13 protein-coding genes, 2 rRNA genes and 1 pseudogene are annotated in these 16906 nt (G+C 35.5%); 6 read left to right on the top strand and 10 right to left on the bottom strand.

The genetic code is table 11. The features are described 5' to 3' along the window. Positions 1 to 12: 12 nt before the first annotated feature. From guaA to AAGD51_RS01140, 3 genes are all read right to left on the bottom strand, one after another. Positions 13 to 1575, bottom strand: coding sequence for a glutamine-hydrolyzing GMP synthase (guaA, locus tag AAGD51_RS01150; RefSeq protein ID WP_265040778.1), 1563 nt, complete (start codon positions 1573 to 1575; stop codon positions 13 to 15). An 882-nt stretch (positions 1576 to 2457) separates the two neighbouring features. Further along, complete coding sequence (locus AAGD51_RS01145; protein ID WP_077188557.1) at positions 2458 to 4242, bottom strand: ribonucleoside-diphosphate reductase subunit alpha; 1785 nt, start codon at positions 4240 to 4242, stop codon at positions 2458 to 2460. Positions 4243 to 4300: 58 nt separating this feature from the next. After that, the gene (locus AAGD51_RS01140) at positions 4301 to 5377 is read right to left on the bottom strand and encodes a methyltransferase domain-containing protein (protein WP_265040781.1); all 1077 of its coding nucleotides are present in this window, start codon (positions 5375 to 5377) and stop codon (positions 4301 to 4303) included. A gap of 335 nt (positions 5378 to 5712) precedes the next feature. Between AAGD51_RS01140 and AAGD51_RS01135 the strand changes: the two genes are divergently transcribed. The 3 genes from AAGD51_RS01135 to AAGD51_RS01125 all read left to right on the top strand — a co-directional run bounded on the left by AAGD51_RS01135 (position 5713) and on the right by AAGD51_RS01125 (position 10159). Continuing rightward, positions 5713 to 8478, top strand: a 23S ribosomal RNA gene (locus tag AAGD51_RS01135). Between the two features lie 66 nt (positions 8479 to 8544). Then, positions 8545 to 8651: ribosomal RNA gene (gene rrf, locus AAGD51_RS01130) — 5S ribosomal RNA — on the top strand. Positions 8652 to 8776: 125 nt separating this feature from the next. Further along, entirely contained in the window at positions 8777 to 10159 is a 1383-nt protein-coding gene (locus tag AAGD51_RS01125) for an IS66-like element ISWen3 family transposase (RefSeq protein ID WP_007548562.1), read from the top strand. A 67-nt stretch (positions 10160 to 10226) separates the two neighbouring features. Here the strand turns inward: AAGD51_RS01125 and AAGD51_RS01120 are convergent, their stop codons facing one another. From AAGD51_RS01120 to rpmH, 3 genes and pseudogenes are all read right to left on the bottom strand, one after another. Beyond that, positions 10227 to 10490, bottom strand: a complete 264-nt coding sequence (locus AAGD51_RS01120; protein WP_077188558.1) for a hypothetical protein — start codon at positions 10488 to 10490, stop codon at positions 10227 to 10229. 86 nt (positions 10491 to 10576) lie between these two features. Then, positions 10577 to 10852, bottom strand: a pseudogene (gene rnpA / locus AAGD51_RS01115) (ribonuclease P protein component); the annotation flags it as partial. Positions 10853 to 10919: 67 nt separating this feature from the next. Then, on the bottom strand, positions 10920 to 11054 hold the full coding sequence (rpmH, locus tag AAGD51_RS01110) for a 50S ribosomal protein L34 (RefSeq protein WP_006279898.1): 135 nt from the start codon (positions 11052 to 11054) through the stop codon (positions 10920 to 10922). A gap of 107 nt (positions 11055 to 11161) precedes the next feature. Between rpmH and pstC the strand changes: the two genes are divergently transcribed. From pstC to AAGD51_RS01095, 3 genes are all read left to right on the top strand, one after another. Next, on the top strand, positions 11162 to 12250 hold the full coding sequence (gene pstC, locus AAGD51_RS01105) for a phosphate ABC transporter permease subunit PstC (protein ID WP_038199744.1): 1089 nt from the start codon (positions 11162 to 11164) through the stop codon (positions 12248 to 12250). Positions 12251 to 12351: 101 nt separating this feature from the next. Next, positions 12352 to 13779 carry a F0F1 ATP synthase subunit beta gene (atpD, locus tag AAGD51_RS01100; RefSeq protein ID WP_010962432.1) on the top strand — a complete coding sequence of 476 codons (1428 nt, stop codon included), beginning with the start codon at positions 12352 to 12354 and terminating at the stop codon, positions 13777 to 13779. A gap of 12 nt (positions 13780 to 13791) precedes the next feature. Next, positions 13792 to 14136, top strand: coding sequence for a F0F1 ATP synthase subunit epsilon (locus tag AAGD51_RS01095; protein ID WP_006279902.1), 345 nt, complete (start codon positions 13792 to 13794; stop codon positions 14134 to 14136). Between the two features lie 651 nt (positions 14137 to 14787). On the opposite strand, the gene AAGD51_RS07180 is transcribed toward AAGD51_RS01095, so the two are convergent. The 4 genes from AAGD51_RS07180 to AAGD51_RS01080 all read right to left on the bottom strand — a co-directional run bounded on the left by AAGD51_RS07180 (position 14788) and on the right by AAGD51_RS01080 (position 16825). Beyond that, positions 14788 to 14958 (bottom strand): DDE-type integrase/transposase/recombinase, encoded by a 171-nt coding sequence (locus tag AAGD51_RS07180; protein ID WP_080717647.1) that lies wholly within the window; start codon positions 14956 to 14958, stop codon positions 14788 to 14790. A gap of 462 nt (positions 14959 to 15420) precedes the next feature. Continuing rightward, positions 15421 to 15555 carry a hypothetical protein gene (locus AAGD51_RS01090; RefSeq protein WP_007548509.1) on the bottom strand — a complete coding sequence of 45 codons (135 nt, stop codon included), beginning with the start codon at positions 15553 to 15555 and terminating at the stop codon, positions 15421 to 15423. Continuing rightward, positions 15552 to 15686 (bottom strand): IS3 family transposase, encoded by a 135-nt coding sequence (locus tag AAGD51_RS01085; RefSeq protein WP_007548354.1) that lies wholly within the window; start codon positions 15684 to 15686, stop codon positions 15552 to 15554. The genes AAGD51_RS01090 and AAGD51_RS01085 overlap by 4 nt, the downstream gene beginning before the upstream one ends. A 209-nt stretch (positions 15687 to 15895) precedes the next feature. Next, entirely contained in the window at positions 15896 to 16825 is a 930-nt protein-coding gene (locus AAGD51_RS01080; RefSeq protein ID WP_006279391.1) for an AEC family transporter, read from the bottom strand. Positions 16826 to 16906: the final 81 nt, after the last annotated feature.

The raw sequence follows: 16906 nt of genomic DNA, 5'->3' as shown, positions 1-16906 counted from the left end.
GATCTTTTTGATTTACTCCCACTCAATAGTTGCGGGTGGTTTAGAAGTGATATCATAAACAACTCTATTTACTCCGGGAACATTATTAACAATTATACTGCTGACATTGCGTAAAAAATCCCAAAATACTAGCAAGTGTTGATCCTTATCTTCAAATGGAAATGCATCGGCTGTCATACCATCAGATGATGTTACAGCCCTTAAAGCACAAACATATCCATACGTACGACCATCTCCCATAACGCCTACAGTTTTTATTGGTAATAATACAGCAAAAGCTTGCCATATCTTATCATATAGATCGTAATTTTTCATCGTATTAATATATATTTCATCTACTTCTTGCAATATTCGCACCTTTTCTTCATCGACTTCACTTATAATCCTCACTGCAAGTCCAGGTCCAGGAAATGGATGTTGAAATATTATCTCATCTGAAAGCCCAATTTCTTTTCCAAGTAGCCTTACCTCATCTTTAAAGAGGTAGCGTAAAGGCTCCACTAGCTTCAGGTTCATCTTTTCTGGCAACCCACCAACATTATGGTGAGACTTAATTGTACTAGTGTTGTTTGAGGCATGCCCTGACTCAACTACATCAGAGTAGATGGTACCTTGCATCAAAAAATCCACATCACCTATTTTTTTTGCTTCTTCTTCAAACACTTCAATAAAAGTGTTACCGATAATTTTTCGCTTTTCTTCTGGATCAGTTATTCCCTTCAACCTACTCAAAAATAAATTTGATTTATCAACGTAATTTATCGGAATCTCTTTCAACATAGCGATGGTTTGGTTCTTGCGTAACAACCCAGTATCGATAAAAATACAGTTCAATTGTTTTCCTATAGCTTTATGTGTGAGAGCCGCTGCAACGCTTGAATCAACCCCACCACTTACTGCAGCGATTACTTTTTTCTCTCCTACTACATTTTTGATTTTTTCCTTTTGCTCCTCAATAAACGACTTCATTGTCCAGTCTCTTTTGCAATTTGCAATATCCAAGAAGTTAGAGAGCAATTTACTGCCATTTGTTGTGGGCTTAACCTCAGGATGGAACTGAGTACAGTAAATCTTCCGCTGTTCGTTGACAATCATTGCAATTGTTTGATTTATCACACCTGATGCGATAACAGTAAATCCCTGTGGTATAGTATCAACACTGTCCGCATGGTTCATTAATACATCCACTTCAGAATTAACATCCCAGGTATCCTTTACAATGGGGGATTCTTTTAGTATCTTGATTTTAGTTCTACCAAACTCCTGTTTGAAACTCTCTTTTACTTTTGCTCCAAAATAATGACAAATGAGTTGCTGTCCATAGCATATTCCAAGTATAGGAACGCTTGTTGCCTCATTAAGTTTTATAATTTCATGTACTACTCTACTTGTTTCAGAACAATCATCATTTACAGATTGTGGTCCTCCAGAGAGAATAAACCCATTGAATTTTGATATTGTTTCAAAACTGATGTTGCTTGGAAATATCTCACAATAAACACCCATTCCTCTTACTTGTCTTGCGATAAGCTGTGTAAACTGTGAACCAAAATCAATAATGGCAATTGCTGACAATTTGCTCCTCCATATTATTTAAAATGATATCTGATAATAAAGAAAATAATGGAGTAAGTAAACCAAGACCTGTTTAAAAGCTTTAACGCGTGGTACAAGTTAGCTATATAGCTAATTTTCCTACACCATACCGCTGCGGCGCTAACTAGTAGCGGAATGACAGCAATCTACGTCATACCGCCGCAGTATCTCAGCCGCTAACAAGTAGCGGGATTATCTTCATGCTGCCACGAACCGTCATACCACCGCGAACCGTCATACCGCGATTCATTTGCGGTATCTTGGCAATAGATCCCGCTAACAAGTAGCGGGATGACGATTGTCGTTTAGCCATAAATGTTTAAGAAATTTACCAAATGAAAAAAAAGGCAAAAGAAGCCCCGTAGTTGGCTAATTACTTACATTATACTTTCAAGTATGGCGTTTTTTTATTCTAAACGCTTAATAACCGCGACTCAGCTGCTTTTAAATGCAACTAACCTTAGCTATAAATGTTTAAGAAATTTACTAAACAGAAAAAAAGGCAAAAGAAACCCTAGGGTAGCTAGTTATTCACTATCCATTTTTTAAGTTGGCGTTTTTTTATGTTTTAAACGCTTTATAAGCGCGTTTCAGCTTATGTAGGTAGAAGTTTGATAAAGACATAAGGTGCACATAGTGCAAAAAATTAAACATGAGACGCCAGATACGTGAGTTTTTTTGTCATTTAATCTGTACAGAGAAGATAAATAAATAGCTTCAATTTTATGATAAGAGGGCTGGCGGAGTTTGTCAAGAAAGTTTTTTCGTTTCTATTCCCAATAAAAGTGCGTTATATGGTTATGCAAGAAGTCTATTTACCCATTTGCTTAACTTTCTCTCTACTTTTTCTGAGTAAGGCCGCTATTGGCATGACAGACATTCATCGTAGTCAATATCTGTTTTTTGTTGCAATATTTCACTTTTTTTGAATATGTCATGCGAGACCTTATCGGCTCTCTGCATTGATTGTGATCTGCAGTAATATAAGCTCTTCAATCCTTTTTTCCAAGCAAGCATGTGTATTTTGTGCAAGTAACGTTTATGTACGTTGGCAGGTAAGAACAGATTTACTGATTGAGATTGACAAATATACGAAGTTCTATTACTTGCATGTTCTATAATCCATCTTTGGTCAAGCTCGTACGCTGTTTTAAATGTCAATTTTTCATGCTCACTAAGAAAATCTAAATGCTGAACGGAACCCTCGTTTGTTGAAATTGAAGACCATATTTTATCATTGTCTTGATTTTTTTCTGCTAATAGTTTTTGCAAGAATTTATTTCGCACTACAAATGAGCCTGTAAGTGTCTTTTGTATGAATACGTTTGCTGCGTATGGTTCTATTCCAGGGGAGGTATTACCTGCAATAATGGAGATCGAGGCAGTAGGAGCAATAGCGAGTTTGTGTGTAAACCTTTCCATTAGATCAACTTCTTTGGCATCAGGACATGCTCCCTTTTCTTCTGCTAATTTTTTAGAAACTATATCTGCTTGCTCGCGTAAATACTTAAATATTTTTTTATTCCATTGTTGTGCTGTTACTGATTCAAAAGGAACCATTTTGCTTTGTAAAAATGAATGAAAGCCCATCACACCAAGACCAATACTGCGTTCTCTGGCTGCAGAATATTTTGCTCGCTGCATTTCATTCGGTGCTTTATTTATGAAATCTTCCAATACATTATCAAGAAAGCGCATTATATCTTCTATGAAGAGTTTATTGTCTTTCCATTCTTCGTAGTACTCAAGGTTTACGGATGATAGACAACACACAGCAGTGCGTGACTTATTCAGGTGATCATAACCTGTGGTTAAAGTTATTTCACTGCATAGATTTGACATCTTGATGTCTAAGTTGAGCTTTTTGTAAGATTCTGGCTTATTGTTATTTGTTGCATCAAGGAAAATAATGTAAGGTTCTCCAGTTTCAACTCTTGCTGTTAATATTTTGATCCATATATCCCGCGCTTTTACAGTTGAAATAACCTTATTGTTGTGAGGGCTTATTAAATTCCATTCTTGATCATTCTCAACAGCCTGCATAAATTTATCTGTTACTATTACAGCATGATGTATATTTAACGCTTTGCGATTTGGGTCACCGCCTGTTGGCTTGCGTAAATCTAGAAACTCTTCTATCTCCGGATGAGATACAGGAAGGTAGACTGCTGAACTTCCTCGCCTTAGGGATCCCTGACTAATTGCAAGCGTTAGAGCATTTTGCACTACAATAAATGGAACAATTCCTGATGTTTTGCCGCTACCCTTTACGCTTTCGCCTATTGAGCGTAAATTTCCCCAATAACTACCTATGCCTCCTCCACGTGCAGCAAGCCAAACATTTTCGTTCCATAGATCAACTATTCCCTGCAAGCTGTCTTCGGTTTCATTAAGAAAGCAAGAGATAGGTAACCCTCTCTTAGTGCCACCATTGCTGAGTATTGGTGTTGAAGGCATGAACCACAAGTTGCTCATGTAGTCATAAAGACGCTGCGCATGTTCTTTATTATCAGAATAGTAATTAGCAATACGTGCAAAGAGGTCTTGATAACTTTCATTTTCTATTAAATACCTGTCTGATAGAACTGCTTTTCCAAAGTCGGTTAATTTGCTGTCCTTTGCGTAATTAATGGTAATGTTATTCATAAAGTTCCTTTTATTCTTTTATTATATATAGATACTTAAAAGTCATTTTGAGCGATTTTTAAGTTAGGTTTTTCGGACTTTCTTGTTGATGCTGTAATGCAAACAAGATACCGTCAACCTGACTGCCATATATTTTACAGTAACTCATATAACTTATTTGCATATTTATTTCTTTTGCAACATGTTGAACATAACTTTCTGAGTGACGAAAATAGTCTCCTTTATTTACAAAGTCAATACCTTCACCTTCCTTTCTTCTTATTGAACATACAATAACCCCTTTTTTGCTCGTAGATCTTTTTGCTAATTCCAATTCTTCTTGAAAGTCATGTAGATAATGTAGCACTTCAGCAAAGATAATTACATCATACTGCTGGTTTTTCTCTTGTTTAAGAAACTCTTTCATTTCCATATGTATTAATTCATTGTAAACAGGCTTACCTTTTATAAAGCATCCTCTTGCGATATTTAGCATTCTACTTGAAATGTCAATTCCTGTTATATGGTTTCCAATACTATTTATTTTCAAGAAATGACCACATATTCCAGTTCCACAACCAAGGTCGAGTATATTGAGCTCAGAAGTGGAGTTGTTGAAGATTTTTGTAATTATCATGTGTACAAGTTCATGCCCTCTATATTGTTTGGCAATCAACCAATGCTCAACAAAATATTCACCTGTGTAATCAAAATATTGTCTTATGAGGTTTTTTGGCAATTCTGTAATAGGCGCTGAGTTTGTCATTTTTTTTATATAGTAAGACGCCTCCTCGTGGTCATTATCTAATTTTAGTGCCCTTGTTAAATAATTATAAGCTTTGTTAGTATTCCCTACCGCAAAATGACACCTTCCGATGTTATACCAGACTATAGGTAAATGGGGGTAAAATATGCTAATTAACCAAAATCGTAACTTTGCATCTGATATGCTACCTTTATAAAAGTGATATAAACCGATTTCAATGTTGGTGTTTAACAGGTTCTTAGATTTTTTAAGAAGCACTGTCATTTCTTTATGAAGAGTATTATATTTATTCACAATGAAGTGTTTTACTTTCTTAATATTTAATACGCCAATGAGCTTAGACATACAATTTAAAGCAACGTTTTTTATAAAAGAGAGATTACTTTTCATACGTTAGAAATACTCCGAATGTTTATTATCATTTTTAGGCAATTGATTTTAACACATTTTATCTTACAAAATATCTTTTTTATTAATTTTTACTGTATATATAAGTTTACCACATATTTCTCAGATTATACTGTTTAGGATTGCTAGTATATTGTTGTTGATAATATAAGTAAATGTTTTGTGCAAAAAGGCGTTGACATATTATTTATTAGGTTATAATATATAAAAGATTAATTTAGTTTTTAGATGTTTGACAAGTTTTATGGTAGAGATTAATTTAATCTCAATTCAATTTTAATAATATTTAACTCTGCATATTCTGCATATAGTCGGATAAATAAATTATTAAGAGCACTTGATGGATGCCTTGGCGTTAAGAGGCGATGAAGGACGTGGCAGGCTGCGATAAGCTGTGGGGAATTGTCAACAAATTTTGATCCGCAGATTTCCGAATGGGGAAACCCAACTAGTTTAGCTAGTTATTACGTACTAAGTATGTAAAGCAAACTTGGTGAACTGAAATATCTAAGTAGCCAAAGGAAAAGAAATCAACCGAGATTCTGTTAGTAGTGACGAGCGAAAGCGGAAAAGGCTAGTGATTTAAGAATAAGAATTAGAATACTCTGGAAATAGTAACCATAGAAGGTGATAGTCCTGTATAAGTAGAAAGTTTTTAAATCCTTGAGTAGAGCGGGGCACGTGAAATCCTGTTTGAATATGGGGGGACCATCCTCCAAGCCTAAATACTCCTTAACGACCGATAGTGAACAAGTACCGTGAGGGAAAGGTGAAAAGAACCCCGGGAGGGGAGTGAAATAGAATCTGAAATCAAGTGCTTACAAACAGTTGGAGCTCTATATCAATTTATTGATATTTAGAGTGACAGCGTACCTTTTGCATAATGGGTCAGCGAGTTAATCTATGAAGCAAGCTTAAGCCGTTAGGTGTAGGCGTAGCGAAAGCAAGTCTGAATAGGGCGTTTTAGTTTTATGGATTAGACCCGAAACCAAGTGATCTAGTCATGACCAGATTGAAGGTGTGGTAAAACACACTGGAGGATCGAACCAGTTAATGTTGCAACATTATTGGATGAGTTGTGATTAGGGGTGAAAGGCCAATCAAACTTGGAAATAGCTGGTTCTCCGCGAAATCTATTTAGGTAGAGCGTTGTATGTATGTTGTTGGGGGTAGAGCACTGGATAGACTAGGGGGATTCACCGTCTTACCAAATCTAACTAAACTCCGAATACCAACAATTAATTATACAGCAGGCACACTACGGGTGCTAAGTCCGTGGTGAAGAGGGAAACAACCCAGATCACTATCTAAGGTCCCAAAATTACAGCTAAGTGGGGAAGGAAGTAGAAAAACCATTACAGCTAGGAGGTTGGCTTGGAAGCAGCCATCCTTTAAAGAAAGCGTAACAGCTCACTTGTCTAAATAAGTTTTTCTGCGCCGAAAATGTACCGGGGCTAAAGCTGTATACCGAAGATGTGAGTGCTTATTGATTTCGATCAATAGGCGCGGTAGCGGAGCGTTCCGTAAGTCTGTGAAGGTGGTTTGTGAAAACTGCTGGAGATATCGGAAGTGAGAATGCTGACATAAGTAGCGTAAAAGAGTGTGAAAAACACTCTCACCAAAAATCTAAGGGTTCCTACGTTAAGTTAATCTGCGTAGGGTTAGTCGGTTCCTAAGGCGAGTCCGTAAAGGAGTAGTCGATGGCAATTAGGTTAATATTCCTAAACCTCTTAAGTGTGACGGGTTTCGTATTTGTATAGATCTTATTGGATTGATCTATGCTTAAAAGAAGCTCCAGGAAATAGCACTTATATTTATGAGGCCGTACCGCAAACCGACACTGGTGGATGAGTAGAGTATACTAAGGTGTTGAAAGAATGATGTTGAAGGAACTCGGCAAATTATACCTGTAACTTCGGAAGAAGGGTAACCTGCTTTTAGGCAACTATGAGTAGGTGGCACAAAATAGGGAGTAGCGACTGTTTACTAAAAACACAGGACTCTGCAAACACGTAAGTGGAAGTATAGGGTCTGACGCCTGCCCGGTGCTGGAAGGTTAATAGGAAGGGTGCAAGCTCCGAATTGAAGCCCCAGTAAACGGCGGCCGTAACACTGACGGTCCTAAGGTAGCGAAATTCCTTGTCGGGTAAGTTCCGACCCGCACGAATGGCGTAACGATTTCTCCACTGTCTCCAACATCACTTCAGCGAAATTGAATTCCCCGTGCAGATGCGGGGTACCCGCGGTTAGACGAAGAGACCCCGTGCACCTTTACTATAGCTTTACATTGCTATTAAAAGTGTGATGTGCAGGATAGGTGGGAGACTTTGAAGTTATGGCGCTAGCTATAATGGAGTCAACCTTGAGATACCACCCTTTACACTTTTGATATCTAACTATGTTTCATTATCTGGAGCTAGGACATTGTATGGTGGGTAGTTTGACTGGGGCGGTCGCCTCCTAAAAAGTAACGGAGGCGTGCGAAGGTAAGCTAGAGCTGGTCGGAAATCAGCTTGATAGTATAATGGCATAAGCTTGCCTGACTGCGAGGCTGACAAGCCAAGCAGAGACGAAAGTCGGTCATAGTGATCCGGTGATTCTGTATGGAAGGGTCATCGCTCAACGGATAAAAGGTACGCCGGGGATAACAGGCTGATGGTGTTCGAGCGTTCATAGCGACGACACCGTTTGGCACCTCGATGTCGACTCATCACATCCTGGGGCTGAAGAAGGTCCCAAGGGTTCGGCTGTTCGCCGATTAAAGTGATACGTGAGTTGGGTTTAGAACGTCGTGAGACAGTTCGGTTTCTATCTGCCGTGGGTGAAGGAAATTTGAGAAGGTCTGACTCTAGTACGAGAGGACCGAGATGGATATACCTCTGGTGTACCAGCTGTTATGCCAATAGCATCGCTGGGTGGCTATGTATAGATGGGATAATTGCTGAAAGCATATAAGCAAGAAACCCTCTTCAAAAAGATTTCCCAATTAAGGCCGTGGAAGACTACCACGTTGATAGGCTAGGTGTGGAAGCATGGTAACATGTGAAGCTAACTAGTACTAATAGCCTGATTGATTTATTTGCTTTCTATATGTGTGTATGCAGTGTTAAATATTAAGTTAAAATTGTTAAGTTAGAAATTTTTATTGACTTGGTGGCTATAGCAAAAATGAACCACCCGATCTCATCTCGAACTCGGAAGTGAAACTTTTTAGCGCTGATGGTACTTGAAAAGGGAGAGTAGGTCGCCGCCAAGTTTATAAAAATTTCTTTGTTAATTAGACAGTAGGTATACTTATATTTGGTATCCGTTCAGCGGAGTGGCAGAATAAGGTAGACAAGGTGATCTAAAAAGATAATCATAGAGCAAAAGTGAAATAATATGGTAAACCTTTTAGAACTTTGCAAAAATTTACAGCAAAAAATAGAAAGGTTAGAAGCAAAAATAGAAAGATTGGAAAAAGAGAATGAAAGTTTAAAAGCAGAAAATAAGGCTTTAAAGATAGAAAATGCTGAGTTAAGAGAAAGACTCGGTTTAAGCTCAAAAAATTCATCAATACCAAGTTCCAAAGAGTTGTATAAAATAAAAAAGAATAAGCCGAAAAGCGAAAGGAATATTGGCGGTCAGGTTGGTCATAAAGGAAGTTTTCGCGCCAACATGGATGCAGATAAAGTAGTAAAGATAGAGTTGCCTAATACTTGCGAATGCGGAGGAGAAATTGCAATATGTGAAAAACCATATATTCATCAGAAAGTTGATCTTCCAGAAATCAAGCCTTATGTAGTGGAATATCAGTTAGAACATGGCCGTTGTCGGAGATGCGGAAAGAGAAGAAGTAGCAAGTTACCGGAAGGTGTTACGCCAGATACATTTGGTCCAAGGGTTAAGTCAATAATTGCAGCGTTCAGCGGATTCTACAAAAATTCAAAACGCGAAATAGCGAGTGTCGTAAATGATATCTTCAATTTGAACATAAGCGTCGGTAGCATATCAAATAGTGAACATAGAGTTGCTTCAAAATGCAAAAAAATGTATGAGCAGATCGAACAAGAGATAAGTAGGAGTAAAGTTCTACATATTGATGAAACGAGCCATTATAACAAAGGTAAACTCGCTTGGTGTTGGATGTTTGCAAGCAATACGGCAAGTTTTGTAAAATTTACAGAGTCAAGAGGAATGAAAGTTTTACAAAATAGTAAATTCTGCAATCGCAATAGCTTGGTAATAACTGACAGGTATGCAGCATACAATTATTTTGCCGATAAAAACAGGCAAATCTGTTGGGCACATTTATCAAGAGATTTTGAAAGATTAGCACATAGTTGGAATATTGAAGTTAAAGTTCTGGGTTGTTACTTGAGAAACGTGGCCACTGAATTATTTGCACTAAAAAAAGCTTTACTAAAAAGTGAGATAGATGTTTTGAGGTTTGTCAGACGTGCCAGAAAATTAAGAAAACGTACAAAGTATTACTTGAAGGAGATATCTCGTTTACCTGAAGCAATTGGAGCCTCTCGAGTTGCAAAAAATGTTCTGAGATCTGAAAGAATGATGTGGAAATTTTTAGATGACCCAGAAAATATTCCGCTGACAAATAACCACGCTGAACGGCAAATTCGGCATTATGTCGTTTATCGCAAAAACTCATATTTTACACAATCAAAGCGGGGAAATACATTCCTTGAGCGGATAATTTCATTATACTTAACTTGGAAACAAAGGGGTCTCAATCCTTTCCAAAATCTCCTATCTATTGTTTCTTAAACCACTCTCCTGAACGGATACTATATTTTAACTTTCTTGTTTTGTTACTATTCTTTAAGTTTTTACTTTAACTACGATATCTTTTTTTTCTTATATGTTCTTGGTCATTTTCTACATTATTTAGCATTGTTCCTACTTCCCCTAATTGATTCCCTTTTGAAGGAGAATTACTGATTTCTGGTAATATTACATTACCTCCCACTTTTTTAAATAATTCTTCTTGTTGGCGAAATGCTGACCTCCAATCTGTTCCTGTTCCTTTAGGAAGAAATAAGAATTGATACATCTGACCAAAGCCTGTGTTATTTACCTCTTTTATATGCTCTACCATTCACCACACCCATTAACTATTTTTAAAAATTTTACCTATATTATCATAAAAAATATAGTTGTAAATACCTTAATTGAGATTTTTTTTTATTTTATCTTTTTTAAGCAAATAGTTAGATCTTTTTGTAAATTTTTATAACTTGCTTGCATAATGTTTCTATGAGTTAGTATTATGTAGTAGTGCCCTATATTACTTATATTTAAAATGCTAATTTTAGCAAGCATTCGTAGTTGCCTTTTTATTTTATTTCTTTTTGCTGCTTTTCCGGTTTTTTTACTGATAGCCAGACCTACTCTAATAGTATGAATGTACTTTTCAGGTTCTCTTTCTTTTATAGCGTACAGTGATATATAAAGCCCACGATAAAAAAGACTGTTGAGTGCTAACTTATTTTTGAAAGCAGAAGAAAAATCTTTTTTTTTATACTTACTATGCGCATAATTTGTTACACCCTAATGAACGGCGCCTATTAAGGATTTTTCTTCCAGCTCTTGTTGCCATACGTGAACGAAATCCGTGTCTGCGCTTTCTTATCAAATTTTTTGGTTGAAATGTTCTCTTCATTGTTTTTATATTAATATAATTATTTATTTTAAATTGTTTTACTTTATTGTCAAATAATGGTGAACTTGTATGACATTTTCGTAGAATAAAATTTGATGCATGGAAGAATGAATTCGGTGATAGTCATACCTGTCTTACTAATCCTTTTATTTTGTTTTAGTAGGTTTCAAGAAGTAAATAAGGTTAAATCTTATCTATATCTTAGTTGTGTATGGATGCTAACTTGGTTGTTAGTATTCTATAATAATTGTTTTGTAACTTTTATTTCTATAGCGTTACTTTTTTTCATGCTTGCTTTTATCTTTAAAAATAAAAGAAATAAGATAATAAAACTTTCGTTATTTGTGGCTTTGGCCATATCATTTTTTATCACTTTATTTATAATGCTGTCTATTTTTATTCAATCCATTAGTTTTTTTAATAAAGTAGCTATTTCAGAATTCTTGTTTTGCTTGAAATGGGGCCACAATGTAGTCACTATCAATGAAGAGAAGATAGGATGTTTTGGTATAGCGCCGCTTTTAGTTGGTACATTACTTATAACTATTATAGCAATGTTAGTTGTCGTTCCGCTTGGTTTATTTTCTGCAATATATATTAGTGAATATGCGAGTGAGAAAGTGCGTTATATTGTTAATACAACTTTGCAAGTTTTGTCTGCTATTCCTACGGTTGTATATGGATATTTCGCGGTTGTGTTTTTGTCTTTCTTTATAAAGCAGGTAGCAAATTTTTTTGGTTTAAGTATACACTCAGAAAGTGCCTTAGTTGCCGGTTTATCGATTGGGATAATGATTCTTCCTTTTATTATTTCTTTACTCGAAGATGCCATAAGATCTGTTCCAAAAAGCTTGCGTTATGGCTTCATGGCACTTGGTGCAACTCCAGCGGAAACTATATGGCATATAACAATACCTTATGCAATGCCTACAATTTTAAGTGCAATTTTATTGTCAATTTCAAGAGTGATAGGTGAAACAATGATTGTGCTAATGGCTGTGGGAATCAACGCAAATTTGACTTTTAACCCTCTTAATTCAGTTACTACCATTACCGTGCAGATCGCTACATTACTTACCGGAGATCAGGATTTCAATAGTGTACAAACTCTTGCTGCTTATGCGCTTAGTTTAGTATTGTTTATTATTACTTGGCTATTAAATGCATTTGCATTGTTTGTAATGAAGCGTAACTAGTAAGCGTTTTAATGTTGCAAAATTTCTATTAATAATATAAAATTTATTTTCTTTAGAAGTTCTTTTATGGAATTATAGTGTTAGGTGATAAAAATAAAGAGATGAATATAGGTAGAGCGATTAAGGTAACTCAAGCAGTTGTTGATATAAAATTTGAAGGTGAATTGCCTAAAATATTTAATGCTTTAAAAAGCAAACTAAAATATAAGGATAAGGAGCTGGTTTTAGAAGTTTCGCAGCATATAGGTGACAATATAGTTCGTTGTATTGCTATGGATAGCACAGATGGCATGTCAAGGGGGGATGAATTTGTTGATACAGGTGCACCAATATCGGTGCCAATTGGGCGTTCAACTTTAGGAAGGATTTTTAATGTTGTTGGAGAGCTTATAGATGAGTGTGGTCCACTGAAGGGAAAGTATAACTTAGAGCCTATACACAGAGCACCTCCAAGTTTTACTGAACAGAGAATACAGGAAGAAGTTTTAGTTACGGGAATAAAAGTTATAGATCTTCTTGCACCTTATCTTAAAGGAGGAAAAATTGGCTTATTTGGTGGAGCCGGTGTTGGTAAAACAGTCCTAATAATGGAATTAATTAATAATATAGCAAAAGCTCATAAAGGATTTTCTGTGTTTGCCGGGGTAGGGGAGAGAACGCGTGAAGGTAACGATCTTTATCACGAGATGATCACTTCAAATGTAATAAATATAAATGAGCATGAAAAATCTCAAGCTGTTTTGGTTTATGGTCAGATGAATGAGCCTCCTGGAGCAAGGGCTAGAGTTGCTTTAACAGCACTTACTATGGCAGAGTATTTTCGTGACCGTGAAAACCAAGATGTTCTATTTTTTGTGGATAATATCTTTAGATTTACACAAGCTGGTTCTGAAATTTCTGCTTTACTTGGAAGAATACCGTCAGCTGTTGGTTATCAGCCAACCCTTGCAACTGATATGGGTGCAATGCAAGAAAGAATAGCTTCAACAACTTCTGGCTCTATTACTTCTGTGCAAGCTATATATGTTCCTGCGGACGATTTGACTGATCCAGCCCCAGCAACTACATTCTCTCACCTTGATGCAACCACAGTGTTGTCAAGGCAAATAGCTGAAATGGGAATATACCCTGCTGTTGATCCACTTGATTCAACTTCTCAGTCTTTATCTGCTGAAATCATTGGTGAAGAACATTATAATGTAGCTTCTGAGGTGAAACGTATATTGCAAACTTATAAATCACTGCAAGATATTATCGCAATACTTGGTATGGATGAGCTATCTGATGAAGATAAAATTATTGTTGATAGGGCTCGTAAGATTCAGAAATTTCTTTCTCAACCTTTTCACGTTGCAGAAATATTTACTGGCATGCCTGGTAAATTTGTTTCACTTTCTGATACTGTTTCCAGTTTTAAAGGGATTGTTGAAGGCAAATATGATCACTTACCAGAGGCTGCTTTTTATATGGTGGGGAATATAGATGAAGCAATAAAAAAGGCTGAATTAATACAAGCTGAAGCTAAATAAAAGTTAAAGATTATGAATACTTTTAAAGTGCAATTTTTCTCTCCTGATGATCAAATTTCATTCAGTGGAGTGGTTTCTCTTTCAGTAACTGGGCTCGAAGGGGAGCTTATGATTTTAGCTCACCATGCTCCTTACTTAATTTATTTATTGCCTGGTATGATTACTGTTAAAATGAGTAACCAAACAGAAAAGAAGGTTGTAATTGATAGTGGCGTATTAGAAGTTGCAAATAATAATTGTAGCATTATAACAAGTCAAATTCAGGTTTTTGATCGTGCAATTCATGATGAGAAATCGTTTAAAAATAAGAGAATTAGTATATATTTAAGTTATCTTGATGAGAAGTTTCTTTCTTAGTTATTTTAGGCAAAAAGTCAATTATCATTCAAGTGGCTATAAGATTTTTGCTCAGGGGGCTCTTTTTTGTCATCCCAGAAACCCCGGGGTGTCATCCCAGTGTCGGAGTACTTTAGGTGTATGATCCCAGAGTGTGATGGTATGGGACCATACACCTAATCAAATAAAAATTAAAGAAGGAGAGTTGGTTGTAACGGTTGGAGATAACGACTTTGTTTTACCTGGAATTTACGTTGGATAAACTACAAAAAATAACAGGTAAAAATCAACGTAAATTTAAGATAAATCGATTTTATTAGTATTATCAAATCAAAATCTGTTTTTAATTAATCAATAATACTTTTTTACATATTTTCATCCCCTTTCATGGATTTTTTAATTTTATAGATGATATCTAATATTATTAGAAGCATTGTAAAATATCTTATGAGAAAAATTATAAAATATATTAGCATTATTGGTATTGCATGTTTGACCTTACCCAGAAAAAGTAGAGAGAAAGTTAAGACGTTTTTATCATGAGAATAAATTGTGCAGGAATGCAATAGTTAATAGTAGAATGTCTACGTTATTTGTTATAAAAGATTTCTATGTATTCAAATATGGCAGTTCTGGTTTGTTGAGCGAGAAGTATCAATAAGCAGCTCCCTTTTAAGTGAACTTTTCTGCAACAGAGTTATCGTAACAACAGCCCTTATGGCTCATGCTGGAAATGATGTTTTTTGTATTCAATAGAAATTGGTAATTTTGAGAGGTATACTGTGACCCTTGATCGCTATGTAACAGCAGATTTTTATCGGGTTTGCGTTTATCAACGGCCATCAATAAAGAATCTATAACTAATTATCATGTTACTCATTAACCACCATGCGTGAATATAGGTCAATTATTGCCGCCAACAACCTTCTTTAGTTTTTATGTAGGTAATCCCAAACTTTATTTGGCTGATCAGTAGTAAAATTTTGATCCAATGTGTTCGGAGCCACAACTCGGTTGCTTATTTGCTGTTTTTTATTTTTGAACCTTCGTCTAAGCTTGGTTTTAATGCCATTTTCTTGCATAACACTTTGTACTGTTTTAATTTTTGCCTAAAGCTTTTAATTCAGCGTGAATTTTAGGGGCTCCATATCTGCATTTAGAATGCTTGATGTATTTTTTGAATATCTGCTAGAAGCCCTTCTTTTGCTAATTCTTTACTGCTTTTTTCCTTAGCAACCCATACCACCAGTACAAAACCCTACATAGTTCCTGTGTTTTATAGCAATTTCTATATAAAAGAATACTTTACTCTTTTTCTTTGCCCAGGGCTTTTTTTAAGATGTCTCTTTCTCTTATTAGCTCTTTTTTTAGATCAAATCTTTCTTTGTCATAAGGAGCCTTTGCCTGGAAATGCGTATGCTCCAGACATTTTTCCATCATATTTTCTTACTTAACATACTGCCATCTATACCTAGATCTTTTGCTATTTTTGTACTTGCTTGACCTGTTTCTTTAACCAGCTTAACAGCTTCTAATTTGAATTCTGCTGTATATTCTCTTCTATTTGTCATATTTTGAAAAAACGTTTTATTTTACTCCAAAAACGTCTTAACTTTCTCTCTACTTTTTCTGGGTAAGGTCAATTTACCGCCGCGGCGTTAACTAGTAGCGGGATGACGGGTTACCAAATTGTAGAAGTTGCTTTAGCTATAAATTCAAGTTTTATCAATGTCTTGTGTTGTTACCCAAATAATGGTTGTGCAAGCGCTTAATTTTTTGATCAAAAAGGAACAAGTTTAGTAAAAAATAATGATATTATTAGTGGAACATAAAACAGTCCCACTGCAGTACTGATTAGAAGCAATAGAGTAGCTTTATCTGGTTGATAATTCAAAATATTAGCAAGTATTATACTGGACCCAGAAACTGGAATAATAGCTAGCAACATCAGTGCTTTATATATGCTCTCATCGTATATACCTATAACATGCTTGTCTAAAAGGACAATTCCTAAAACAAACAGTGGCCAGAATACGTACTTTGCTGTAATAGTGATCAAAGCAAGCTTCCAATCTATTTTAAAGCTTGCAATATTCGCAATGCTCACTCCAAGTAGCACCATTCCTAATGTGACAAATGTACTTCTAATATTCATCATAACATCTGTTAAAAAAGTAGGTATTTGTATATCGTATATACTTAAAAAGAAGCCCAGAACCATCGCATAAAGCGAAGGAAGTTTGAACAACTTTAATATGCATTCTTTTGCGGTATAAATACCATTTGCAGCTATGTAAAATCCTAAGCTGTTTTCAAATAGCGCCATTCCTATATAACAAACAACATATACAGATACTGAATCTTCATCAAATAAAGCCATGGCAATCGGCAGGCCAAAATAACCCATACTTGTGCTGCCCGAGCTAAATGCTAATATGTTTCTTGTGTTATCCTTAAATAAAAAAGAAGAAAGATAATACACTGATAAGGACATAGTGCTACCTATAAACCATATCAAAATCGGCAGAGAAATTACTTTTAAGTTAACTTCTGTATGAGAGACTCCATATAAAATCACTATTGGATTAGCTATATAAAAAAGTATTTGAGATATAGTGTTTCTATCAATTTTAAGATATTTTCCTGCTAAGTAACCAATAAATATTGTAATATAAATAGGTAATATTTTGAGAAAAAGAGTAAGGAACATACTAGCCTATTGTAATATTTTTGATTGATAAAGTGACATTAGATCTTAAGGTGTTGTAAAAGTAAACAAAATTTATTTTCC

The organism is Wolbachia endosymbiont (group A) of Volucella bombylans, from assembly GCF_964026965.1.
GTDB classification, from domain to species: domain Bacteria; phylum Pseudomonadota; class Alphaproteobacteria; order Rickettsiales; family Anaplasmataceae; genus Wolbachia; species Wolbachia pipientis.
Note: the sequence above shows the minus strand (reverse complement) of the source record. Positions and strands in the feature narration are given on the sequence as shown.